Below are 23,933 nucleotides of genomic sequence, written 5' to 3' on the forward strand. Positions count from 1 at the left end.
ACACACGCTGGGAGGATAAGCTGATGAAAGTAGCCATAGCATCGGATCATGGCGGCGTTCACATTCGAAACGAAATCAAAGATCTAATGGACGAATTGCAAATTGAATATGTTGATATGGGCTGTGACTGCGGCAGCGGATCTGTCGATTATCCGGACTATGCTTTTCCGGTGGCCGAGAAAGTAGTAAACGGTGAAGTGGACAGAGGCATTTTAATTTGCGGGACAGGCATTGGCATGAGCATTTCCGCCAATAAAGTCAAAGGCATCCGCTGTGCGCTGGCACATGATACATTTAGTGCAAAGGCGACGAGAGAACATAACGATACTAATATCCTCGCGATGGGCGAGCGGGTGATTGGACCCGGTTTGGCACGTGAAATTGCGAAAATCTGGCTGACCACTGAATTTACTGGCGGAAGACATCAAACCCGCATCGGAAAAATCTCGGACTATGAAGAGAAAAACCTGTAGGGGTGCTGCTCAATGAGTGAAATCACACAAACGTGGAAGACGATGCTGTCAGAGTTTCAGGACAAAGCGGGATTGAAAGAAAATCAGCTCTTTGTCCTTGGTTGCAGCACAAGCGAAGTGGCTGGCAGCCATATCGGCACATCGGGCAGTACAGACATCGCGGAAAGCATCTACAGCGGACTTGCAGAGCTGAAGGAAAAAACGGGAATCCATCTCGCGTTTCAATGCTGCGAGCATCTAAACAGAGCGCTTGTAGTGGAGGAAGAAACGGCTGAGCTGTTCAGGCTTCCGGCCGTTTCCGCTGTACCTGTTCCAAAAGCGGGCGGGGCGATGTCTTCTTATGCGTTTAAGCAAATGAAGTCTCCTGTTCTGGTAGAAACCATTCAGGCAGATGCCGGAATAGATATAGGCGACACGTTTATCGGCATGCACTTAAAGCCGGTTGCTGTTCCTGTACGCATTTCTCAGAACAGTCTCGGTGCTGCCCATGTGACATTGGCGCGCACACGGCCAAAGCTGATCGGCGGAATGCGGGCAGTTTATGAGTGTGAATGAGAAAGGACTGCATGGGCCAGTCTTTTCTTTAATTTTCGCTGCTGAAATAAATTCCGAACTTTAAATTAAATTTAAGTTATAAATATTCGTTTTTGCCAATAAAATTTTCGTTTTTTTGAAAATAATCTTTTACATCGGCCTAAAAAACCATGTACAATAGTGGTGGTAAAAACAAAGAACAGGATACGGATAGGAGAGGATCTCGCTGATGAAACATTTACCTGCGCAAGACGAACAGGTGTTTAACGCCATTAAAAATGAGCGTGAACGCCAACAGACTAAGATCGAATTGATTGCTTCTGAAAACTTTGTAAGTGAAGCGGTTATGGAAGCACAAGGTTCTGTTTTAACAAACAAATACGCTGAAGGATATCCTGGCAAACGCTATTATGGCGGATGTGAGCACGTCGATGTCGTTGAAGATATCGCTCGTGACCGCGCGAAGGAAATCTTTGGAGCGGAGCATGTAAACGTTCAGCCTCATTCAGGCGCACAAGCAAACATGGCTGTCTATTTCACGATTTTGGAACAAGGCGATACTGTACTTGGGATGAACCTCTCCCACGGCGGTCATTTAACACACGGAAGTCCAGTTAACTTCAGCGGTGTTCAATATAACTTTGTTGAGTACGGCGTAGATAAAGAAACTCAACATATTGATTACGATGACGTGCGTGAAAAAGCCCTCGCTCACAAGCCTAAGCTAATCGTGGCAGGAGCAAGTGCGTATCCTCGTACAATCGACTTTAAGAAATTCCGTGAAATTGCTGATGAAGTCGGCGCTTACTTTATGGTGGATATGGCGCATATCGCAGGACTTGTTGCGGCAGGCCTTCATCCAAACCCGGTTCCTTACGCTGATTTCGTTACAACAACGACACATAAAACACTTCGCGGACCTCGCGGCGGTATGATCCTTTGCCGTGAAGAGTTCGGCAAGAAAATTGATAAGTCCATCTTCCCTGGCATTCAAGGCGGACCGCTGATGCACGTAATTGCCGCAAAAGCTGTTTCATTCGGCGAAGTATTGCGCGATGATTTCAAAACATACGCACAAAACGTGATTTCAAACGCGAAGCGTCTTGCAGAATCATTAACAAAAGAGGGCATTCAGCTCGTTTCCGGCGGAACTGACAACCACCTCATCCTGGTTGATCTTCGTTCTCTCGGACTGACAGGTAAGGTTGCAGAGCATGTGCTTGATGAAATCGGGATTACATCAAACAAAAACGCGATTCCATACGATCCTGAAAAACCGTTCGTAACAAGCGGTATCCGTCTCGGAACAGCTGCTGTGACAAGCCGCGGTTTTGACGGAGAGGCATTGGATGAAGTCGGTGCCATCATTGCGCTTGCATTGAAAAACCACGAAGATGAAGGAAAACTTGAAGAAGCAAGACAGCGTGTAGCTGCTCTGACTGGCAAGTTCCCTCTATATAAAGAATTAGATTACTAAGATTGAAAAACCCGCTCGGGCTTATGCCTGGCGGGTTTTTTGACGATGTCCTTGAAACTCAATGTCTTTTTTTGTAGAATCAATAGAAGTGTGAAATTGTCGATGGGACAATAAAAAAGGAGCTGAAACACAGTATGGGAAAGGTTTATGTATTTGATCATCCTTTAATTCAGCACAAGCTGACATATATTCGGAATGTAGAGACAGGCACGAAGGATTTTAGAGAGCTTGTAGACGAAGTAGCCACGCTTATGGCGTTTGAAATTACCCGTGATCTCCCTCTAGAGGAAGTGGATATCAACACACCGGTTCAGACTGCGAAATCGAAAGTCATCTCAGGGAAAAAACTCGGGGTTGTTCCTATTCTCAGAGCAGGTTTAGGAATGGTTGAAGGCATCTTGAAACTGATCCCTGCGGCAAAAGTGGGACATGTCGGTCTGTACCGTGATCCTGAAACCTTAAAACCCGTGGAATACTATGTGAAGCTTCCTTCTGATGTGGAAGAGCGTGAATTCATCGTGGTTGACCCGATGCTGGCCACAGGCGGTTCCGCGGTTGAAGCGATTAACAGCCTGAAAAAACGCGGTGCGAAAAACATCCGTTTCATGTGTCTTGTAGCTGCGCCTGAAGGTGTGGAAGAATTGCAGAAGCATCATTCTGACGTGGATATTTACATAGCGGCGCTTGATGAAAAATTAAATGAAAAAGGTTATATCGTTCCGGGTCTTGGAGACGCAGGAGACCGGATGTTCGGAACAAAATAAAAAAGAAAACCCGCCAACGGGTTTTCTTTTTTATTATCCATTTATTTGCTATTCGGTGAATCTCTATACAATTATAGGTGAAAATGTGAACATTCTGTGGAGGCTTACAGTATAAAAAGTTTTTTAACTTTAAACAGATTGACACATGTTAGGGGCTATTGTATGCTAAACGAGGGTATTATGAGAAGGTTTTCATAGCTTTCATTATAGTCCTCATCCCCAATGTAAATCCTCCCAGAAAACCCGTTTTATGAGGATTTATTCAAGCGAATGAAACAGCATCCCTGCAAGGCTTGCGGATGAATGATTTTTTCGAACAGGCCCGTTTTGCCGGACAAAAAAGGTCTTCTACTAGGGTTAACCGCTGATTTTGCCGTATCCAAGAAATACATTATTTTTTCATCAGGAGACAGATAGTTGATGGACGATCCCAAGCTACAATTTAGCAGACAACGAAAATATCTATTGTTCATTTTGGCAGCGTATGTACTGGGTTATGGTTTAACAGCGTATAAAACCGTTTTTTTAGGCCTTATTCTGGGAACTGTTTTCAGTTTGTTTAATTTTTTACTGCTCGTCAGAAGAATGAATGCTTTTGACAGGGCCGTTGCGAAAGGCAAGTCCATACGATCCCTTGGGAGCGCAGCGCGGTGGTGCAATGCGATTCTTGCTGCGGCTGTCGCCTATAAATATCCCGAGCATTTTCATATGGCAAGTACAGTTATTGGATTAATGACAATTTATCCTGTCATTATGATAGATTCCTTTATCCAGCTTAAACGTTCATCAATGGAAGAGAGGTGAAAACCCTTTGAATCATGAATACAGAACTATTGAATTTCTAGGACTTACTTTTAATCTGACAAACATTCTGATGATTACTGTGGCGAGTGTGATCGTGTTATTGATTGCCATCCTTACCACAAGAACGCTTTCGATCCGTCCCGGAAAAGCCCAGAACTTTATGGAATGGATTGTTGATTTTGTCCGCAATATTATCGGCAGTACAATGGATTTGAAAACAGGGGCTAACTTCTTGGCACTTGGTGTCACATTGCTGATGTACATATTTGTGTCGAATATGCTGGGGCTGCCGTTCTCTGTCACAATCGGACATGAGCTCTGGTGGAAATCTCCGACAGCCGATCCTGCCATTACATTAACGCTTGCCGTAATGGTCGTCGCTTTAACCCATTATTATGGTGTAAAGATGAAAGGGCTCAAGGAATATTCCAAGGAGTATTTAAGACCTGTTCCGTTCATGCTCCCGATGAAAATCATAGAAGAGTTTGCGAATACGCTGACTCTCGGTTTGCGGCTTTATGGTAACATCTTCGCCGGTGAGATTCTTCTCGGCCTGCTTGCGGGATTAGCGACAAGCTTCTATTCGCAAAGCGTGGTTCTCGGACTTGTCGGTACAATCGGTGCCATTCTGCCGATGCTGGCATGGCAGGCATTCAGTTTATTTATAGGTGCCATCCAGGCGTTTATCTTTACGATGCTGACGATGGTGTACATGTCTCATAAAATCAGTAATGATCATTAAAACATTATATCCAAACGGATAACATTTTAAAGGAGGAACTTTTTCATGAATTTAATAGCAGCTGCGATTGCAATTGGTTTAGGCGCACTTGGTGCAGGTATTGGTAACGGTTTGATTGTTTCACGTACGGTAGAGGGGATTGCCCGTCAGCCGGAGGCAGGTAAAGAACTTAGAACTCTTATGTTCATGGGTATCGCATTAGTTGAGGCCCTTCCTATTATCGCTGTCGTTATCGCATTCTTAGCGTTCTTTGGCTAAGCATAAAAGCCTTATATGAACTAAAAATGGCGAAGATCATTCCAAGAGAACCTTCGCCATTGCTTTATGTCTGATAAGCATCCCGCCTTGCCGGCTGAAAAGAGACAAGTGCGGCTGCTGGATCAGCAAAGAAAAACCTGCAGAAGGGAGTTGCCGTAGTAGATGTCTCAATTACCACTTGAACTAGGACTGTCGTTTAACGGCGGAGATATCCTGTTCCAACTGTTAGCTATGTTAATTTTATTAGCGCTTCTGAAGAAATACGCTTTAGGGCCGCTATTAAACATAATGAAACAGCGAGAAGATCATATCGCTGGAGAAATTACGTCTGCTGAAGAAAAAAATAAAGAAGCGCAGCAGCTTATTGATGAGCAGCGCGCTATGTTAAAAGAAGCAAGACAGGAATCCCAAACGCTTATCGAAAACGCGAAGAAACTGGGAGAGAACCAAAAAGAAGAGATTATTCAGGCTGCGCGTGCAGAATCTGAACGTCTGAAAGAAGCAGCCAGAACTGAAATCGTGAAGGAAAAAGAACAGGCGGTTTCTGCTCTCCGTGAGCAAGTAGCGTCTCTTTCTGTCATGATTGCGTCGAAAGTGATCGAAAAAGAACTGGATGAACAGGCTCAAGAGAAATTGATCCAGGACTATCTTAAAGAGGTAGGAGAAAGCCGATGAGTGGATCAGCTGTCTCTAAACGATATGCATCAGCTCTTTTCGATATTGCCAATGAGTCCTCTCAGCTCAATCAGGTAGAAGAAGAGCTAAAAGTTGTAAAAGAAGTATTTCAAAATGAAAAAGCGCTAAATGATGTGTTAAACCATCCGAAGGTGCCGGGCACTAAGAAAAAAGAACTCATCCAAAACGCTTTTGGATCTTTATCACAGTCCGTGCTCCATACGATTTTTCTTTTGATTGACCGTCATCGGGCATCAATTGTGCCTGATCTCACAGATGAGTTTGTGAAACTCGCAAACGAGGCCCGTCAAACAGAAGACGCGATTGTATATTCAGTTAAACCGCTGACGGATGCGGAAATTTCATCATTATCACAAGTGTTTGCAAAAAAAGCCGGAGTCGCTTCACTGAGAATCAGAAATGAAGTGCAGACGGATTTAATAGGCGGCATTAAAGTCCGCATTGGAAACCGGATTTTTGACGGCAGCGTAAGCGGAAAGCTTCAGCGCATTGAACGTCAACTTGCCGGGGAAAATCGATAGAAGGGGTGAAACCTAAGTGAGCATCAAAGCTGAAGAGATTAGCACGCTGATAAAACAGCAAATACAAAATTATCAATCTGAAATTGAAGTTCATGACGTAGGTACAGTCATCCAAGTCGGTGACGGTATCGCTCGTGTACACGGTCTTGACAATTGTATGGCCGGTGAACTTGTTGAATTTTCAAACGGCGTTTTGGGTATGGCTCAAAACCTTGAAGAATCAAACGTAGGTATCGTTATCTTAGGACCTTACACAGAGATCCGTGAAGGGGACGAAGTAAAAAGAACAGGCCGCATCATGGAGGTTCCTGTCGGTGAAGAATTAATCGGCCGTATTGTGAACCCGTTAGGTCAGCCGGTAGACGGACTTGGCCCGATCCTCACAAGCAAAACACGTCCGATCGAAAGCCAGGCACCTGGTGTTATGGACCGTAAATCCGTTCATGAACCGCTTCAAACTGGTATTAAAGCAATTGATGCACTGATTCCGATCGGACGCGGCCAGCGTGAGCTGATCATCGGTGACCGTCAAACAGGTAAAACATCTGTTGCGATCGATTCGATCTTAAACCAAAAAGACCAAGACATGATCTGCGTATATGTAGCGATCGGTCAAAAAGAATCTACAGTCCGCGGCGTAGTAGAAACATTGCGTAAGCACGGCGCGCTTGATTATACAATTGTTGTAACGGCGTCTGCGTCACAGCCGGCACCGCTTCTGTACCTTGCTCCGTATGCAGGGGTTACAATGGCAGAAGAATTTATGTACAATGGCAAGCACGTTCTTGTTGTATACGATGATCTTTCTAAACAAGCGGCTGCTTACCGTGAGCTGTCCTTGCTTCTTCGCCGTCCGCCAGGCCGTGAAGCGTTCCCGGGGGATGTATTCTATCTTCATTCCCGTCTGCTTGAGCGTGCAGCAAAGCTTAGCGACGCGAAAGGCGCAGGATCAATTACAGCTCTGCCGTTCGTAGAAACTCAAGCCGGAGATATCTCAGCGTATATCCCGACAAACGTTATTTCCATCACCGACGGACAGATCTTCCTGCAATCTGATTTGTTCTTCTCAGGCGTACGCCCAGCGATCAACGCCGGATTGTCTGTATCACGTGTCGGCGGTTCCGCGCAAATCAAAGCGATGAAAAAAGTATCAGGAACATTGCGTCTTGATCTTGCATCATACCGTGAGCTGGAAGCATTCGCTCAATTCGGATCTGACCTCGACCAAGCGACTCAGGCGAAACTGAACCGCGGTGCGCGTACAGTTGAAGTGCTGAAGCAGGATCTGAACAAGCCGCTTCCGGTTGAAAAACAGGTAGCCATTCTTTATGCGCTGACAAAAGGATATCTTGATGATATTCCTGTAGCGGACATCAGACGTTTTGAAGAAGAGTACTACATGTACCTTGACCAAAACCATAAAGAGCTGCTTGACGGAATTGCGAAAACAGGGAACCTTCCTGCTGATGAAGACTTCGCAGCTGCAATCGAAGGCTTCAAACGCACATTTGCACCAAGCAACTAACTCGAATGCTGATGAGAGAAAAAGGTTCTCTTTTTCTCTCTTTTTACGCAAATGAAGAGAAAAGGTGGTGAAATCTTTGGCCTCATTACGCGATATTAAGTCAAGGATCACGTCAACGAAAAAAACGAGCCAGATTACAAAAGCCATGCAGATGGTATCTGCAGCTAAGCTGAATCGTGCTGAAAACAATGCAAAATCATTTGTGCCATATATGGATAAGATCCAAGAGGTTGTATCAAATGTCGGAAAAGTATCCGGCAGCGCGAAACATCCGATGCTTCTCAGCAGAGAAGTGAAAAAGACGGCATACCTCGTCATTACATCTGACCGCGGTCTTGCTGGCGCTTTTAACAGTTCGGTTTTACGAAGTGCTTATCAGGCCATTCAAGAACGTCATCAGTCTAAGGATGAGTATGCAGTGATCGTTATCGGACGAGTGGGCCGTGATTTCTTTAAAAAGCGCGACATTCCGATCATTTCTGAGTTAACAGGACTTGGAGACGAAGTGTCGTTTTCAGAAATTAAGGACCTTGCCCGTCAAACGATTCAAATGTTTATAGACGGTGCATTTGATGAATTGCACCTTGTATATAACCATTATGTCAGCGCCATTTCTCAAGAAGTGACGGAGAAAAAACTTCTGCCGCTATCTGATTTGGGCGGCGGCGGAAAAAGAACGGCGTCTTATGAATTTGAACCGTCTGAAGAGGAGGTTCTGGAGGTTTTGCTTCCTCAATACGCAGAAAGCTTAATCTTCGGAGCGCTTCTTGACAGTAAAGCAAGTGAACATGCTGCAAGAATGACGGCGATGAAAAACGCGACAGACAATGCGAAGGATCTTATCGATTCACTTTCGCTTTCTTACAACCGCGCTCGCCAAGCAGCGATCACACAAGAAATTACGGAAATTGTCGGCGGAGCAGCCGCTTTAGAATAGAAAGATTTTGTCAGGAGGGATAGCGATGAAGAAAGGACGCGTTAGCCAGGTATTAGGACCAGTTGTCGACGTACGTTTTGAAGACGGTCACTTACCTGAAATATATAATGCGATTAAAATTTCACAGCCGGCTGGAAGTGAAAACGAAGTAGGTATTGATTTGACGCTTGAGGTCGCTCTTCATTTAGGCGATGACACAGTCCGTACAATCGCAATGGCATCTACGGATGGTGTTCAGCGCGGAATGGAAGCTGTCGATATGGGAGCGCCGATTTCAGTTCCGGTTGGTAATGTGACACTCGGCCGTGTATTTAACGTACTCGGAGAAAATATTGATTTAAATGAGCCGGTTCCTGCGGATGCGAAGAAAGACCCGATTCACAGACAGGCTCCTTCATTTGATCAGCTTTCAACAGAAGTTGAAATCCTTGAAACAGGAATTAAAGTTGTTGACTTGCTTGCTCCATACATCAAGGGCGGTAAGATCGGATTGTTCGGCGGTGCCGGTGTAGGTAAAACCGTATTAATCCAGGAATTGATCAACAACATCGCGCAAGAGCACGGCGGTATCTCTGTATTCGCCGGCGTAGGAGAGCGTACTCGTGAAGGGAACGACCTTTTCTACGAGATGAGCGACTCTGGCGTAATCAACAAAACAGCCATGGTATTCGGACAAATGAACGAGCCGCCGGGCGCACGTATGCGTGTTGCACTGACAGGTCTTACAATGGCTGAGCATTTCCGTGATGAGCAAGGACAGGACGTACTGTTCTTCATCGATAACATCTTCCGTTTCACACAAGCGGGTTCAGAGGTTTCTGCCCTTCTCGGCCGTATGCCTTCTGCGGTTGGTTATCAGCCGACGCTTGCAACTGAAATGGGTCAGCTTCAAGAGCGTATCACGTCTACAAACGTTGGATCCGTTACATCTATCCAGGCGATCTACGTGCCTGCCGATGACTACACTGACCCGGCGCCGGCAACGACGTTCGCTCACTTGGATGCGACAACAAACCTTGAGCGTAAGTTAACTGAGATGGGTATCTACCCTGCGGTTGATCCGTTGGCTTCTACATCACGCGCCCTTGCTCCAGAAATCGTTGGAGAAGAGCATTATGCGGTAGCCCGTGAAGTTCAATCAACGCTTCAGCGATACAAAGAGCTTCAGGATATCATTGCGATTCTCGGTATGGATGAATTGAGTGACGAAGATAAACTTGTCGTTCAACGCGCACGCCGCATTCAGTTCTTCCTTTCTCAAAACTTCCACGTGGCTGAACAGTTCACTGGACAAAAAGGTTCTTACGTGCCTGTAAAAGAAACGGTTCAAGGTTTCAAAGAAATCTTAGCCGGCAAATACGACCATCTTCCTGAAGATGCGTTCCGTCTTGTAGGCCGTATCGAAGAAGTTATTGAGAAAGCAAAAGAAATGGGTGTAGAAGTTTAAACTGGTCCTAGGAGGGTAAAAGCATGAAGACCGTTCAAGTCAATATCGTTACTCCCGACGGCCCAGTATACGATGCGAATATCGAAATGGTGAGTGTGAGAGCCGAAAGCGGCGATCTCGGTATTTTGCCAGGTCATATTCCAACCGTGGCTCCTCTTAAAATCGGCGCTGTTCGTCTGAAAAAAGACGGACAGACTGAATTGGTTGCCGTCAGCGGCGGATTTATAGAAGTTCGTCCTGATCAGGTGACCATCCTTGCCCAAACTGCTGAGACAGCGGAAGGCATCGATAAAGAGCGCGCAGAAGCTGCACGTCAGCGGGCGCAGGAGCGTTTGAATTCTCAATCAGATGATACTGACATTCGTCGGGCTGAGCTTGCATTACAGCGGGCTTTGAACAGATTGGATGTAGCAGGGAAATAATAAAAAAATCCTTCTCTTCATGAGAAGGATTTTTTTATGACTGCACAAGAGAATCAAACAGTGACAGCAGCGGCTGACTCTCTTTTTGACGCAAGTATAAACGGTCACAGCAATTCACGGTATGCCATGATTTACGGTGTCTTCTAAAGCCCATTGTATAAGCCCCGTCTGTATACGAATAAGGCTTTACGATCCATTCGGCATCTTCGTGATGGGCAATCACACAATCTATAAGATAAACACTGATCATCTTCTCGAATTCTTCAATAGGAAGATTCCAATCAGCAAGCAAAAGCTCTTGTATGCTTTGAAAATAAAGATGTTCAAGTTCTTCGAGGCTTTCTCTCGTTTGGGTGAGAGAAATGTTATAAAACTGACACAATTCATTCAGTTCTTCAATCTGTGACTGTCTATAATCATAATAGAATGCAATTGCTTCCCATTCCTGCTCAAATACAGGCAAGTCCTCACCATATTGCTTTTCAGGCTGAAAAAATGAATGATTCATAATTGCCAGCTCCTTTCCAAAAAAAGTATACCATGCAAAAGAGCCGCTGTTTAAGCGGGGATTAGCCCTAGTTTTGGATGAATATTCCGTTCTGTATAAAATGTATCATCTTTATCTCTTCTTCTTATATAATAAGAAAGGGTATAAAGCGGAGAATGGATGAAAGGAGTGCGTATAGATGAGCGTATTGGGACAGCAGGCTGCAATTGGCATTATCGTTCACTTGATTTTTATCGCGGTCACTTGGTGGGCGCTTCAAGCCGTCAATATTGATCCGTTAATCAGAAAAGGCAAAGTCGTGCAGGCAAGACTTCTAATGATTTTGCTGACCATTGCAATCGGAACGACTGTCGGAAACTTCTTTTTGGATTACCTTAATTATTCACAGCAGCTTCCCTATTTATTTTGATAGGTTTTGATTGCCGAAAACATGGGAATGGCTGGGGAAGCGGGTTAAATCGCTTCCTGTAATCACGCGAGTTTTGACGAAGAATTCCACGTATGGCACCCCTTGCCTCCGGTAAAACTGGAGATTAGGGGGAGAGATCATAATGAAGAAAAAACAAGTAAGCTATGCTATTATTGTATCTGTTGTATTAAGTTTCGTCATTGCTGTTTTCCATACGATTCATGCGAGTGAGTTAACGCCATTAGCACAAATTGCAGAGGGAATGGAACGCCAGAATGTGTCAATTGATAAGTGGACTTTGCATGCAAAACAAAATATGTCTCTGACCGAAAAAGAATTTTATCAAAAAGTGCAACGTTTAAAATCAGAGTATCGTCAATATAATTGGGCACTTGCACAGGAAGACCAAATAGTAAAGGCCATTGGCACGTATACTGACAAAAAAAATCATACTTCTTTTAAACTGCAGCTTGTCACAACCCTCAAAAAACACAACCCAACTTCGTATTTATTATATGAGCAAATGAGTCTTGAGACACCGATTAGCTGGAATGATACATATGAACAGTTTGAACGGCAGGCACTCGGGATATTCCAAGAAAAAGTAGTTATTTTTACTTGTCTAAATGGTCATTTAGATGATAATATGGATATTGTTTTGCAAAAAAAAAGCAAATCAGTTATTAAATGAATTTCAAGCAAGATCTGTTGAACATGTAGTTGAGCCAAGTTTCGTTTCTATTTCTGCGTATACAGATGAGTGGAAAGAGTCTATCATGACCTCAGAACATAAAATGAATTTGCAAATTGCACTTAGAAGTGCAGGAATGGGCGGAAAACATATCGTTACGGTTGGCACACCAATCGTTACGACTGAATATTAATATAGAGAATTTAGGGACGCGGAGGGGAATACCTTGGAAAAAATCATCGTCCGCGGCGGTCAAAAGTTAAACGGCACAGTCAAAGTTGAAGGCGCTAAAAATGCCGTTTTACCAGTTATCGCTGCATCTTTATTAGCAAGTGAAGAAAAAAGCGTAATTTGTGATGTACCTACGCTCTCCGATGTATATACAATTAATGAAGTGTTGCGTCATTTAGGAGCAGATGTGCATTTTGAGAATAATGAAGTCACTGTAAATGCTTCATACGCTTTGCAAACTGAAGCACCTTTTGAATATGTGCGTAAAATGCGTGCGTCTGTGCTTGTCATGGGGCCGCTTCTTGCGCGTACAGGTCATGCAAGAGTAGCGCTTCCGGGCGGATGCGCAATTGGATCTAGACCAATAGACCAGCATTTAAAAGGTTTTGAAGCAATGGGCGCAGAAATTAAAGTCGGTAATGGCTTCATTGAAGCTGAAGTAAAAGGCCGTCTGCAAGGCGCGAAAATCTATCTGGATTTCCCAAGTGTGGGAGCAACAGAAAACCTGATTATGGCAGCTGCTTTAGCTGAAGGAACAACAACGCTTGAGAACGTGGCGAAAGAGCCTGAAATCGTTGATTTAGCAAACTATATCAACGGCATGGGCGGAAAAATCCGCGGAGCGGGCACCGGCACCATTAAAATTGAAGGAGTCGACAAGCTTCACGGCGTAAGACACCATATTATACCTGACCGTATTGAAGCGGGCACATTCATGGTTGCCGCTGCAATCACTGAAGGAAATGTTTTAGTTAAAGGAGCGGTTCCTGAACACCTCACTTCTTTAATCGCAAAAATGGAAGAGATGGGTGTTACGATTAAGGATGAAGGAGAAGGCCTTCGTGTGATCGGTCCGAAAGAACTGAAACCGATCGACATTAAAACAATGCCTCACCCTGGATTCCCGACTGATATGCAGTCACAAATGATGGCGCTTCTGCTTCGTGCAAGCGGCACAAGCATGATTACGGAAACTGTTTTTGAAAACCGTTTTATGCATGCGGAAGAATTCCGCCGTATGAATGGTGATATCAAGATTGAAGGTCGTTCTGTGATTATTAACGGCCCTGTACAGCTTCAAGGAGCTGAAGTTGCAGCTACTGACTTGCGTGCAGGCGCAGCGTTGATTCTTGCGGGGTTAGTGGCTGAAGGTCATACACGTGTTACTGAACTGAAACACTTAGACCGCGGTTATGTTGATTTCCATCAGAAGCTTGCCGGTCTTGGCGCAGACATCGAACGTGTAAACGATGAGTCTGCTTCTGAGCAAGAAAGCAAAGAAGTTGTCTCAGACTTAAACGCATAAAGGATTGAAAATCAGTATGTCATTCTGGCATACTGGTTTTTTATTTTTAGTGTATTATCATCATTATGCGCAAAATAGCAAAAAAGAATACGTAAATGACAAATAAAGTTTCTGTCCAAAAGGAGAGTCATATTAGCTTGTCCCTGCCCATAGACTAGACTAGAGTCGAATCCCGAGCAGGAGGCAGCTGAATATGAAACAATTCGCAATCACACTATCCGTACTATGTGCATTGATTCTCTTGGTCCCCACACTCTTAGTGATCCCGTTTCAGCATAATAAAGAAGCCGGGGCCAGAGGAGAATCAGGAAAGACAGCAGTCAACACGATACAAGAATCAAAAGGAGCGGAAACATTGAAAGCATCGCCTGTTTCTATTCCAGTCTATCGAACCGCCAATCAATCCGTAGAAGATATTCCGCTTGAAGAGTATGTCATCGGAGTCGTCGCCTCCGAAATGCCGGCTACCTTTGAACCTGAAGCGCTGAAGGCACAGGCTCTCGCCGCAAGAACGTTTATTGTCAGACTGATGGTTTCAAATTCTGCAGTAGAGGCCCCTAAAGGCTCGCTGGTGGATGATACTCAGATGTTCCAGGTGTACAAAAGCAAAGCGGAGCTGAAGAATCAGTGGGGCGCAGATTATGAAGCAAAGCTGAAAAAAATCACAGATGCGGTTGCCAGTACGCAAGGCAAAATCTTAACGTACAACAACCAGCCGATTGAAGCCTCCTTTTTCTCCACAAGCAACGGTTATACAGAAAATGCGGAAGCATATTGGACAAGTGCCATTCCTTATTTAAAAAGCGTCAAAAGCTCTTGGGATAAAAAGTCTCCGAAGTATAAGGCCACCAAAACCTTTACAGTGGCGCAATTTGAACAAAAGCTTGGCGTCCAGCTGAATGGGTCAAATACAGTCGGAAAAATTACCGGAGAGACACCGGGCCATCAGGTGGCAACAGCCGTCATTAACGGCAAGACGCTGAAAGGAAGGGACATACGCGAAAAGCTAGGCCTCAATTCAGCTGATTTTGAATGGAAACGAAACGGAGACACCATTACCATTACCACAAAAGGCTTTGGACACGGTGTGGGAATGAGCCAGTATGGAGCCAATTTTATGGCGAAAGAGGGCAAAACAGTTGATGAGATTGTGAAGTACTATTATCAAGGAACACAGGTTTCAACCGCCGATTCGTTTTTAAATAAATATATGGCGAAGAAATAAAAAGACGCTTCATAAAGCGTCTTTTTTGCCGTTTTTAAGCGTATATTCTGTTCCTAAGTCTATTTTTATGTAAGAGCGGTTAAAGACCTTCTAAAGGCCTCCTGCGTATTTTATAGCCTATATGATGATGAGGGAATCAGTTCCTTTTTCATATTTGCTGACACTGAGATTGTGGTAAAGTAATCCACATTGATCGACAGACTTCGACAGACTCATATAACGAAAGGCGAAAGGCTGACAATCATGATTTTTCATTTTGCTGTTAGGCGGAAATCACTAATAAAAACAAAGGTTTCTATGCAAAAGTAAACAGCGGCAATGGGGAAGCCCGCCCTATTTATTTCTCTGTTTTTGTCGATTACGATTAGTTATGTTCAGCGTTGAACATCTGCACGCAGAAACAAACTTGAAAAGGGGCACGAACATGAAGAAAAGATTTTCACTGATCATGATGACAGGATTGCTATTTGGACTGACGTCACCTGCTTTTGCTGCTGAAAAAACAGAACCGAAGGCTGAAGCTCCGGCAAACGTGGCGGTTTTGCTTGATGCCAGCGGAAGCATGGCGAAAAGAATAGACGGTGTATCTAAATTTAATTCAGCCAAAAAAGAAGTTTCAAAGTTTGCAAGCTCACTGCCTGCGGACACTCAAGTGAAAATGAGTGTGTTTGGTTCAGAAGGAAACAATAAGAATTCCGGAAAAGTTCAATCATGCGAAGCCATTCGCAACGTATACGGCTTCCAAAGCTTTAACGAACAGAGCTTCCTCAATTCTCTTAACACAATCGGGCCGACTGGCTGGACACCGATCGCAAAAGCGCTGAACGAGGCAAAATCTTCTTTCGATCAGCTTGATGCAAAAGGAGAAAAAGTCGTTTACCTGCTAACAGACGGTGAGGAAACATGCGGCGGCAATCCGATCAAAACAGCAAAAGAACTTCATAAAGACAACATCACAGTAAATGTCATTGGATTTGACTATAAAGAAGGGTATAAAGGCCAGCTGAACGCAATTGCTAAAGTCGGCGGCGGAGAATATTTCCCTGCTTATACGCAAAAAGATGTTGAGAAAATTTTCACTCAGCAATCACTGATGTTATCTAAATAAGAAAAAAAGAGGCTGAAAGGTCAGCCTCTTTTTTGTTTTTAACAAAACGTTCAAAAGTAAGCAGCTGCCCGCCTGTAGCATAGTAGCAGATTTCAGCTTTTCTCTCCTGATCACGGAGAAGAAAGAATGAATGGTGTCACATTCTTTCTATATTTTTTGGGTGAAAATGGCTAAAAAATATTGAGGTTTCCGGTGATTTTGAATAGAAAGTGAAAGGGAGATAAAAGGCAGCTTGCCCTATATCATTTTGTGGTTTCATATTCTAGCATAAAGAAGAATCCAACAAATGGTTGGAAAATATGATAAAGAAAGGAAGTTAAACATGAAAAAATTACTGACTGCCGGTATTATTGGACTGTTGACTGTCTCCTTTGCGTCCCCGTCTTTTGCCGCTGAGAAAAAAGCCGACACGAATGTAGCTGTCCTGTTTGATGGAAGCGGAAGTATGGTTCAAAAAACAGGAGGAGAACGAAAAATAGACATTGCCAAAAAATCAGTAAAGTCTTTTGCCGAGCTGCTTCCTGAGGATACAAATCTGATGCTTCGCGTCTTTGGACATGCGGGAAACAATAAACTTTCCGGAAAGGCTCTTTCATGCAGCACAACAGAAACGATTTACGGCCTTCATCCATATGAAGGAACGCTCTTTGACCATTCATTAAGCGGCATCAAACCGACCGGCTGGACGCCAATTGCCAAAGCGCTTTCTGATACAAGAAAAGAATTTGAAGCGTTTGATGCAGACGGGAAAAACGTGGTGTATTTAATCACTGACGGTGAAGAAACATGCGGCGGAAATCCTGCTGATGAAATTGAAAAGCTTCGTGAAGCGAATGTAGATACGATTGTAAATATTATCGGCTTCAACTTTGATGTGAAAGGAAACGCAGAAATGAAACAGGCGGCTGTTGCTGGCGGCGGAGAATATATTTCAGCTGACAGCGCGGAAGAATTCGAGCAGGCCTGGGAAAAAGAAGCACAAAAATTTACTGAGTAACCGAATGAAAAGGCGCTCCCCCAGGCGCCTTTTTCTATTGGTTTAAAAACAGGGCCGGCGGGAATGATACCCGTAAAAGGGGTGGAAAACATGAGATTGTTAGGACTGATATTTCTTATAGCCGCCGTGGTTTTCATATTGCTCGGTGTTTTTCTGAAACTGGCAGCTTTCTTTTTTGTCAGCATGCTCACTTTGATCGCAGCTCTTGTGCTGTTTATGATCCTGAAAAAGAATCAGCATAACCAAACGTAGAGTCCTTTAGAATGGGCTCTTTTTTTTATAACAGGATTCGACAAAATCTGAGGAGTGTGAAAAAATATAAAGGCAGGAACATTGCGGAGGGGAAGAGACATTGAACGATAAAGTAACTGCGGTCAGGGAGATATGGCGTTATGAACAAGGGGAAATGAGCAGGCAAACCGACCGGATGGTGACAGAATATCCGTTGACGGTGATGGTGAACGGCAGTGAGTTTGTCACGCTCGTTTGCACGCCGGAGCATATCAAAGAGCTTGTCATCGGATTTCTCGCATCTGAGGGTGTTATTCGATTTCAAAAAGAGATTAAAAGGTTTACAATAGATGAAAGTCTCGGTTTTGTGTATGTCGATCTCATTCATCCTGAGACATTGAATCAACAGGAATATACGAAACGGGTGATCGGCTCGTGCTGCGGAAAGGGCCGCCATTTTTATTTTCAGCAGGATGTCAAAACCGCCAAGACGGCTGTCAGTCAAATGAAGATTTCGCCTGAAACTTGTTTGGCGCTTATGAAGGATATGCAAAAAGAAAGCGGGACGTTTCAGGAGACGGGAGGCGTACATAATGCGGCGCTTTGCGATACGGAGAAAGTGCTTTTGATGCGCACAGATATCGGCCGTCACAACGCGCTTGATAAATTATACGGACATTGTCTGCTGAATGGGATGTCTGTTCGCGATAAACTGATTGTCTTCAGCGGCAGAATCTCATCAGAAGTGCTGTTAAAAGCGGCAAAAATCGGCGTGTCGATTGTGATTTCAAAATCGGCCCCGACAGAGCTTGCGATTCAAATGGCAGAAGAATTAAATATTACAGCGATCGGTTTTGTGAGAAACGGATCTTTTAATGTATATACACATCCCGAGAGAATTGGGGGACAGGAGGGGCTGCAGCAATGAATACAGAATCTCGCCAGATGTTAGATAAAAGGAACAGACCGCTCAGAGACCTTCGCATTTCTGTTACAGACCGCTGCAACTTCCGATGCACGTACTGTATGCCAGCCGAATTATTCGGCCCGGATTATCCTTTTTTAAAGAAAGAGGAGCTGCTTTCATTTGAGGAATTGGAACGGCTTGCGGCGCTGTTTGTCACCAGGTTCGGAGTGGAGAAAATCCGCTTGACCGGCGGAGAGCCGCTCATGAGAAAGGACATGCCCGAATTAATTAAAAAACTGGCCCGTATTCCAGGTTTACGTGATATTGCGATGACGACAAACGGGTCGCTGCTGCCTGTTTATGCCGACAAGCTCAAAGAAGCCGGTTTAAAACGGGTGACCATCAGCCTTGATTCATTAGAAGACGAACGCTTTAAAATGATCAACGGGCGAGGGGTTTCTGTCAGCAAGGTGCTTGAAGGCATTGAAGCGGCGAAACAAGCAGGGCTCGGCGTTAAAATCAACATGGTCGTCCAAAGGGGCGTCAATGAAAAAGATATCCTGCCTATGGCGCGCTATTTTAAAGAAAAAGGGCATATCTTGAGATTCATCGAATTTATGGACGTCGGCAACACCAACCAATGGGAAAAGAAAGACGTCATGACAAAGGCGGAAATCATTGATGTAATCAATGAACACATGCCGGTTGAACCGATCGCGCCTAACTATAAAGGGGAAGTTGCTTCAAGGTTTCGCTACTTGGACGGATCTGGCGAAATCGGCGTGATTTCTTCTGTATCTGATGCGTTCTGCGGCTCGTGTAACAGGGCACGCCTGTCTGCGCGCGGTGAGTTGTTTACTTGCCTGTTCGCTTCAAGCGGATATGACCTCAGAGCGCCGGTTCGGCAGGGATTAAGTGATGGCGAGCTGACAGCGATGATCGGCACAGTGTGGAAGAATCGGATAGACCAATATTCAGTTGACCGGACTCTTTCAAAAACAGCGGGCAAAAAGAAAGTGGAAATGTCTTATATTGGCGGTTAATATGATAAAAGCTTATCGGCTAAGTCCGGTAAGCTTTTTTTGTGTCAAAAACTGTAATGCGCCAAAAAGTGCAAAAAATCCAATCAGAAACCGAAAAATATAAGGATAGGCAAAAAGAAGGAATCACTGGAAGAAATTTTAATTCTAAAGCCATACAATATGATAAAATATAACCACTAGTTCATAGAAAGGGTTGGAGAGGCATGGCCGCTTACGAGATCCCGTCATCTCAAGTAGGAGTGAAAATCAATCAGTGGTATAAGCACATTTTAGCATTTCAAGTGGCTGATGCCGTTCAGCTGAAGGAAGAGATTGATCATGATATAGAACATATGGAAGAGGATCAGCTGCTTCTGTTGTACTATCAGCTGATCAGCTACCGTCATCAAATTATGCTTGATTATGTAAAGCCCGACCTGCACGAGGAATCTCAGCTCCAATATCGTGAATTGATCGAGAGGCTGGAAAGCAGCAAGGACAGCATCTCGGGATTATCTGAGTATTATTTTCATTTGTTCAGAGGGATGTATGAATTTGAACAGAACAATTACATCTCAGCCATATCTTTCTATCGGAAAGCTGAGAAAATGCTTGCGTTTGTAGAGGATGATATTGAAAGAGCGGAATTTCATTTTAAAGTAGCGGAAGTATTTTATATTATGAAGCAGACCCACTTTTCCATGAATCATGCGATACAGGCGCTTGAGACCTACAAGGCTCATGATTTTTACAGGGTCAGAAGAATTCAATGCCATTTTGTCATATCAGGAAACTATATAGACTACAGAAATTATGAAAAAGCGCTCGAGCATCTCGATGACGCTTATCGTTTGGCTTTACTGGAAGGACAGCCCCGCTTGATCGGATCAGCCCTCTACAACATGGGGAACTGTTATGATGAAAAAGGAGAACTGGACCAGGCGGCTGCATACTTTGAAAAAGCGCTTCCTGTCTTTGAGGAACACCAGCTGGAGCAGCTCCCGAAAGCGCTGTTCAGCTTAACGCGTGTACTCTTCAAAAAACAGGCTGAACAGGCGGCTATGCATTATTATGAAAAAGGGATTGCCATCGCCCGAAAACGAAACGACAGCTTCAGTCTGGAAAAATATAAATTTCTGCAGGCTCTATATGTGGAATCCGTTAATATGGATATGATTCAAGAGGTATTTGATTATATGGAAGCCAAGTCCCTGTATGTGTATATTGAGGAATTTGCTCTGGATGCGGCTGCATATTCCAGCCTTCATGAAAACTATAAAGATGCGGTGTTTTTCTATGAAAAAGCGGTCAGCATGAGAGCGCTGATTCTGAAGGAAGACTGTTTATATCAAGTGTAAGACGAAACCATCTGATGCCGGATGGTTTTTTTTATACAAAAAAAGGGGAGCATCGGGACGTTTATTTCCGTGGAGAACAGGAAAAATCGCTACATACTGTTTTTGAACACAAACGAATGGAAGCCGCGATTTTGTGAAACAAGAAATGGCGGAGTGCATATGTGTTGTTGTTTATGACAAGCGTGAGGGGGAATTCAATGTTTGGATTTGATGATATGGTGAAGTTTCTATGGTCTTTCCTCATCGTTCTGCCGCTTGTATCTATTATACATGTTGCCGGGCACAGCTTTATGGCTTTTGTTTTTGGCGGGAAGGGTTCATTGGATATCGGGATGGGCAAAAAACTGTTCAAGATTGGGCCGATACAGGTCAGAACCATTTATTTTATGGATTCGTTTTGCCGGTACGGTGAGCTGAAGATCGACAACCGATTCTCACACGCACTTGTTTATGCCGGAGGCTGCCTGTTTAACTTAATAACCATTTTCGCAGTGAATTTGCTCATTATACACAGTGTATTGGAGCCAAATGTGTTTTTCTATCAGTTTGTCTACTTTTCTACGTATTATGTGTTTTTTGCCCTGCTGCCGGTCCGTTACTCAGAAAATAAATCATCTGACGGGCTGGCGCTCTACAAGGTGCTCCGTTACGGAGAGCGTTATGAAATCGATAAATAATATTCAAATGTTTACCGCTGCTCAGATCGGGAAGGTAACAAGTACACACTTTAAATGAAGGGAGAGAATGACACATGGGTAACGATAGTGTAAAAGATAAAATGAAAGGCGGCTTAAATAAAGCCAAGGGAGAAGTGAAGGATAAAGTCGGAGATATGACCGACAAAACGGACATGCAGGCTGAAGGCAAAAAAGATAAGGCAAAAGGCGAGGTCCAAAAGGGTATCGGTGAAGCGAAGGATAAATTCACAGATAAAGATTAATCAGATCGGCAAGGCAAGAAACATTGTTTCTTGCCTTTTTTTTATGTGAATAAAAATAACAAAAAAGACAATCGATTTGGTTAAAATATCTAAATTTTTTAAATATTCTTTAAAGTAATGCGCCTGTTCTATATAATAAATGACATAAGTTGTTAACTTTTATGACATCAGTTGACTCAATCAGACAAAGGAGGTTCTGGATGAAAAGCAAAGGGGTTAGAATACAGGGTGTCTTTCTGATGTTTCTTATCACGATTCTGATCACGGGATGTACGGCGCCGAAGAAAGTGTCGGAAGCCAGCGGAGATGCGAAAAAAACAGTTGAAATTGACACAAGCGGGGATTCAGTGAAGGTTGGGATTCTTCACTCATTAAGCGGGACAATGGCGATCAGCGAGGTATCCGTCCATGATGCAGAGCTGCTGGCTATTCATGAAATCAACCAAAAAGGCGGCGTTCTCGGCAAAAAGCTTGAACCCGTGGTGGAGGACGGGGCATCTGACTGGCCTACCTATGCCGAAAAAATGAGAAAGCTGCTTCAGCAGGACAAAGCGGCGGCTGTATTCGGAGGATGGACATCAGCGAGCCGCAAGGCGATGCTCCCGGTTGTGGAGCAAAATAACGGGCTGCTGTTCTATCCGGTGCAATACGAAGGCATGGAGTCATCGCCTCATATTTTTTATACCGGAGCAACGACAAATCAGCAAATCGTGCCGGCTGTCGATTGGCTGCTGAAGAATAAAGGCAAGACATTCTTTCTGATCGGCTCGGATTATGTGTTCCCGAGAACAGCCAATAAAATCATTAGAGCGCAAGTAAAAGCTGCTGGGGGAGAAGTTGCCGGTGAAGAGTATACGCCGCTCGGCCACACGAATTACAGTACGCTGGTCAGCAAAATCAAAGAAAAGCAGCCGGATGTGATTTTTAACACATTAAACGGCGACAGCAACGTGGCATTTTTCAAACAGCTGAAAGATGCGGGTGTGACAGCTGATGATATTCCTGTCATGTCGGCGAGTGTCGCAGAGGAAGAAATTCGGGGGATCGGGACAGATGTGCTAAAAGGGCATTATGCGGTGTGGAATTACTTCCAAACAACAAATACAGCAGAAAATCAGACATTCGTGAAGAATTATAAAAAGCAGAACGGAGATAACAGGGTGACCAGTGATCCGATTGAAGCCGGGTATAATGCGGTGTATCTCTGGGCGGCAGCCGTTGAAAAAGCCAAGTCCTTTGAGATCGATAAAGTGAAGAAGGCGGCTGACGGGATTGCATTCAAGGCCCCGGGCGGCACAGTGAAAATCGATGGGGATACACAGCATCTTTACAAAACAGTTAGGATCGGGCAAATCACGGGGGATGGACAATTTAAAGAAGTATGGAACTCAGGTGATCCGGTAAAACCTGATCCGTTTTTAAAAACGTACGACTGGGCAAAGGGGTTATCTAAATAAATGAAAGCCGTTTGCGGGAGAGGAGGCGGAACATGTCTGTTGTTGTGACTCAATTATTTAACGGGATCAGTCTCGGTTCTATTTTGATTCTCATTGCGATTGGATTGGCCGTTACATTCGGTTTGATGAACATTATGAATATGGCGCACGGTGAGCTGATGATGGCGGGAGCCTACACGACATATGTCATTCAGCAGCTGTTTTTAAGCTATTTGCCGGCTTCTCTCTTTTCTTATTACTTTTTTATTGCGGTCATCTTGTCGTTTACAGTTGCGGCACTGCTTGGCATTGTCATTGAAAAAGTGATTGTCAGGCGATTATATGACCGTCCGCTCGACAGCCTTTTGGCAACATGGGGGGTAAGCTTGATCCTTCAGCAGACGGCCAGGTCCATTTTTGGCGCGCCGAATGTCGCTGTTCAGTCTCCTGAGTGGCTGTCGGGAGGAGTGACACTGTTTTCGGTCACCTTTCCATATAAAAGGCTGTTTATTTTGGCGCTTGTTCTTTTTACGCTTGCGCTGCTGGGCTTCTATTTGTTTAAAACTCCGGCGGGGCGGAGGATGCAGGCGGTTACGCTGAACCGGAGTATGGCATCCTGTCTTGGTGTATCTGTGAGAAAAACAGATACATTGGCTTTTGCGCTTGGAAGCGGGCTGGCCGGTATTGCGGGGAGCTCACTCACATTGCTCGGGTCAATCGGGCCTACTCTCGGTTCCTCTTATCTGGTCGATGCTTTTATGATCGTCATTTTAGGCGGGATCGGAAAATTAAAAGGAACAATTATCGGGGCTGTGATGGTGGGATTACTCAGTACATTTGTAGAGTATTCGACAAGCGCCACCATAGCCAAGGTTGTGGTGTTTGCGTTTATTATTCTCTTTCTGCAATGGCGGCCTTCGGGTCTTGCAAGCGTCAGAACGAGATTACTTGATTAGGGGGGTGC

27 protein-coding genes and 1 pseudogene are annotated in these 23,933 nt (G+C 44.3%); 27 read left to right on the forward strand and 1 reads right to left on the reverse strand.

Annotated features, from left to right (window positions below):
• Nucleotides 1–23 precede the first annotated feature (23 nt).
• The 13 genes from rpiB to H7F27_RS02465 all read left to right on the forward strand — a co-directional run bounded on the left by rpiB (nucleotide 24) and on the right by H7F27_RS02465 (nucleotide 10,600).
• Entirely contained in the window at nucleotides 24–473 is a 450-nt protein-coding gene (gene rpiB, locus H7F27_RS02405) for a ribose 5-phosphate isomerase B (protein ID WP_024123169.1), read from the forward strand.
• A 12-nt stretch (nucleotides 474–485) separates the two neighbouring features.
• The gene (locus tag H7F27_RS02410) at nucleotides 486–1,028 is read left to right on the forward strand and encodes a TIGR01440 family protein (RefSeq protein ID WP_185848513.1); all 543 of its coding nucleotides are present in this window, start codon (nucleotides 486–488) and stop codon (nucleotides 1,026–1,028) included.
• Nucleotides 1,029–1,236: 208 nt separating this feature from the next.
• The gene (gene glyA, locus H7F27_RS02415) at nucleotides 1,237–2,484 is read left to right on the forward strand and encodes a serine hydroxymethyltransferase (protein WP_044159736.1); all 1,248 of its coding nucleotides are present in this window, start codon (nucleotides 1,237–1,239) and stop codon (nucleotides 2,482–2,484) included.
• Nucleotides 2,485–2,618: 134 nt separating this feature from the next.
• Nucleotides 2,619–3,248 carry a uracil phosphoribosyltransferase gene (gene upp / locus H7F27_RS02420; protein WP_003235778.1) on the forward strand — a complete coding sequence of 210 codons (630 nt, stop codon included), beginning with the start codon at nucleotides 2,619–2,621 and terminating at the stop codon, nucleotides 3,246–3,248.
• Nucleotides 3,249–3,668: 420 nt separating this feature from the next.
• Nucleotides 3,669–4,052 carry an ATP synthase subunit I gene (atpI, locus tag H7F27_RS02425; protein WP_010332235.1) on the forward strand — a complete coding sequence of 128 codons (384 nt, stop codon included), beginning with the start codon at nucleotides 3,669–3,671 and terminating at the stop codon, nucleotides 4,050–4,052.
• A gap of 7 nt (nucleotides 4,053–4,059) precedes the next feature.
• Complete coding sequence (gene atpB, locus H7F27_RS02430) at nucleotides 4,060–4,794, forward strand: F0F1 ATP synthase subunit A (protein ID WP_024123167.1); 735 nt, start codon at nucleotides 4,060–4,062, stop codon at nucleotides 4,792–4,794.
• A 45-nt stretch (nucleotides 4,795–4,839) separates the two neighbouring features.
• On the forward strand, nucleotides 4,840–5,052 hold the full coding sequence (gene atpE, locus H7F27_RS02435) for a F0F1 ATP synthase subunit C (RefSeq protein ID WP_003151167.1): 213 nt from the start codon (nucleotides 4,840–4,842) through the stop codon (nucleotides 5,050–5,052).
• Nucleotides 5,053–5,214: 162 nt separating this feature from the next.
• Complete coding sequence (gene atpF / locus H7F27_RS02440; RefSeq protein ID WP_024123166.1) at nucleotides 5,215–5,727, forward strand: F0F1 ATP synthase subunit B; 513 nt, start codon at nucleotides 5,215–5,217, stop codon at nucleotides 5,725–5,727.
• Nucleotides 5,724–6,269: a F0F1 ATP synthase subunit delta gene (locus H7F27_RS02445; RefSeq protein WP_101859817.1), complete on the forward strand. Its 546-nt coding sequence runs from the start codon at nucleotides 5,724–5,726 to the stop codon at nucleotides 6,267–6,269. Before atpF ends, H7F27_RS02445 begins: the two co-directional genes overlap by 4 nt.
• Before the next feature lie 16 nt (nucleotides 6,270–6,285).
• Nucleotides 6,286–7,794, forward strand: coding sequence for a F0F1 ATP synthase subunit alpha (gene atpA, locus H7F27_RS02450; protein ID WP_044159727.1), 1,509 nt, complete (start codon nucleotides 6,286–6,288; stop codon nucleotides 7,792–7,794).
• 76 nt (nucleotides 7,795–7,870) lie between these two features.
• Nucleotides 7,871–8,731, forward strand: a complete 861-nt coding sequence (gene atpG / locus H7F27_RS02455; RefSeq protein ID WP_010332230.1) for an ATP synthase F1 subunit gamma — start codon at nucleotides 7,871–7,873, stop codon at nucleotides 8,729–8,731.
• A 25-nt stretch (nucleotides 8,732–8,756) separates the two neighbouring features.
• Nucleotides 8,757–10,178 carry a F0F1 ATP synthase subunit beta gene (atpD, locus tag H7F27_RS02460; protein ID WP_024123162.1) on the forward strand — a complete coding sequence of 474 codons (1,422 nt, stop codon included), beginning with the start codon at nucleotides 8,757–8,759 and terminating at the stop codon, nucleotides 10,176–10,178.
• Between the two features lie 23 nt (nucleotides 10,179–10,201).
• Nucleotides 10,202–10,600 (forward strand): F0F1 ATP synthase subunit epsilon, encoded by a 399-nt coding sequence (locus tag H7F27_RS02465; RefSeq protein ID WP_010332228.1) that lies wholly within the window; start codon nucleotides 10,202–10,204, stop codon nucleotides 10,598–10,600.
• A gap of 34 nt (nucleotides 10,601–10,634) precedes the next feature.
• Here H7F27_RS02465 and H7F27_RS02470 read toward each other — a convergent pair whose 3' ends face one another.
• Entirely contained in the window at nucleotides 10,635–11,108 is a 474-nt protein-coding gene (locus tag H7F27_RS02470; protein WP_024123160.1) for a hypothetical protein, read from the reverse strand.
• A 178-nt stretch (nucleotides 11,109–11,286) separates the two neighbouring features.
• On the opposite strand from H7F27_RS02470, the gene H7F27_RS02475 reads away from it, so the two are divergent.
• The 14 genes and pseudogenes from H7F27_RS02475 to urtB all read left to right on the forward strand — a co-directional run bounded on the left by H7F27_RS02475 (nucleotide 11,287) and on the right by urtB (nucleotide 23,925).
• Nucleotides 11,287–11,517, forward strand: a complete 231-nt coding sequence (locus H7F27_RS02475; RefSeq protein ID WP_010332226.1) for a DUF1146 family protein — start codon at nucleotides 11,287–11,289, stop codon at nucleotides 11,515–11,517.
• 142 nt (nucleotides 11,518–11,659) lie between these two features.
• A pseudogene (locus H7F27_RS02480) lies at nucleotides 11,660–12,401 on the forward strand (YwmB family TATA-box binding protein).
• Between the two features lie 33 nt (nucleotides 12,402–12,434).
• Nucleotides 12,435–13,745, forward strand: a complete 1,311-nt coding sequence (gene murA, locus H7F27_RS02485) for a UDP-N-acetylglucosamine 1-carboxyvinyltransferase (RefSeq protein WP_024123156.1) — start codon at nucleotides 12,435–12,437, stop codon at nucleotides 13,743–13,745.
• A gap of 193 nt (nucleotides 13,746–13,938) precedes the next feature.
• Complete coding sequence (gene spoIID, locus H7F27_RS02490) at nucleotides 13,939–14,970, forward strand: stage II sporulation protein D (RefSeq protein ID WP_024123155.1); 1,032 nt, start codon at nucleotides 13,939–13,941, stop codon at nucleotides 14,968–14,970.
• A gap of 424 nt (nucleotides 14,971–15,394) precedes the next feature.
• Nucleotides 15,395–16,078 carry a vWA domain-containing protein gene (locus H7F27_RS02495; RefSeq protein WP_101859818.1) on the forward strand — a complete coding sequence of 228 codons (684 nt, stop codon included), beginning with the start codon at nucleotides 15,395–15,397 and terminating at the stop codon, nucleotides 16,076–16,078.
• A gap of 322 nt (nucleotides 16,079–16,400) precedes the next feature.
• The gene (locus tag H7F27_RS02500; RefSeq protein ID WP_101859853.1) at nucleotides 16,401–17,075 is read left to right on the forward strand and encodes a vWA domain-containing protein; all 675 of its coding nucleotides are present in this window, start codon (nucleotides 16,401–16,403) and stop codon (nucleotides 17,073–17,075) included.
• Between the two features lie 90 nt (nucleotides 17,076–17,165).
• Entirely contained in the window at nucleotides 17,166–17,327 is a 162-nt protein-coding gene (locus H7F27_RS02505) for a hypothetical protein (protein ID WP_010332220.1), read from the forward strand.
• Nucleotides 17,328–17,427: 100 nt separating this feature from the next.
• Nucleotides 17,428–18,234 carry a formate dehydrogenase accessory sulfurtransferase FdhD gene (fdhD, locus tag H7F27_RS02510; protein ID WP_024123152.1) on the forward strand — a complete coding sequence of 269 codons (807 nt, stop codon included), beginning with the start codon at nucleotides 17,428–17,430 and terminating at the stop codon, nucleotides 18,232–18,234.
• A complete protein-coding gene (gene moaA / locus H7F27_RS02515; protein ID WP_095712818.1) occupies nucleotides 18,231–19,256 on the forward strand; it encodes a GTP 3',8-cyclase MoaA in 1,026 nt (341 codons plus the stop codon). The genes fdhD and moaA overlap by 4 nt, the downstream gene beginning before the upstream one ends.
• A gap of 203 nt (nucleotides 19,257–19,459) precedes the next feature.
• Nucleotides 19,460–20,593, forward strand: a complete 1,134-nt coding sequence (locus tag H7F27_RS02520) for a response regulator aspartate phosphatase (RefSeq protein WP_059353697.1) — start codon at nucleotides 19,460–19,462, stop codon at nucleotides 20,591–20,593.
• Between the two features lie 197 nt (nucleotides 20,594–20,790).
• A complete protein-coding gene (locus tag H7F27_RS02525) occupies nucleotides 20,791–21,270 on the forward strand; it encodes a hypothetical protein (RefSeq protein WP_024123147.1) in 480 nt (159 codons plus the stop codon).
• A gap of 74 nt (nucleotides 21,271–21,344) precedes the next feature.
• The gene (locus tag H7F27_RS02530) at nucleotides 21,345–21,533 is read left to right on the forward strand and encodes a stress response protein CsbD (protein WP_024123146.1); all 189 of its coding nucleotides are present in this window, start codon (nucleotides 21,345–21,347) and stop codon (nucleotides 21,531–21,533) included.
• A gap of 200 nt (nucleotides 21,534–21,733) precedes the next feature.
• Nucleotides 21,734–22,990, forward strand: coding sequence for an urea ABC transporter substrate-binding protein (gene urtA, locus H7F27_RS02535; RefSeq protein WP_101859819.1), 1,257 nt, complete (start codon nucleotides 21,734–21,736; stop codon nucleotides 22,988–22,990).
• A gap of 32 nt (nucleotides 22,991–23,022) precedes the next feature.
• Nucleotides 23,023–23,925: an urea ABC transporter permease subunit UrtB gene (gene urtB, locus H7F27_RS02540; RefSeq protein WP_101859820.1), complete on the forward strand. Its 903-nt coding sequence runs from the start codon at nucleotides 23,023–23,025 to the stop codon at nucleotides 23,923–23,925.
• The last annotated feature ends 8 nt before the right edge of the window (nucleotides 23,926–23,933 follow it).

It is taken from the genome of Bacillus sp. PAMC26543 (genome assembly GCF_014250375.1).
Classification (GTDB): Bacteria; Bacillota; Bacilli; order Bacillales; family Bacillaceae; genus Bacillus; species Bacillus halotolerans.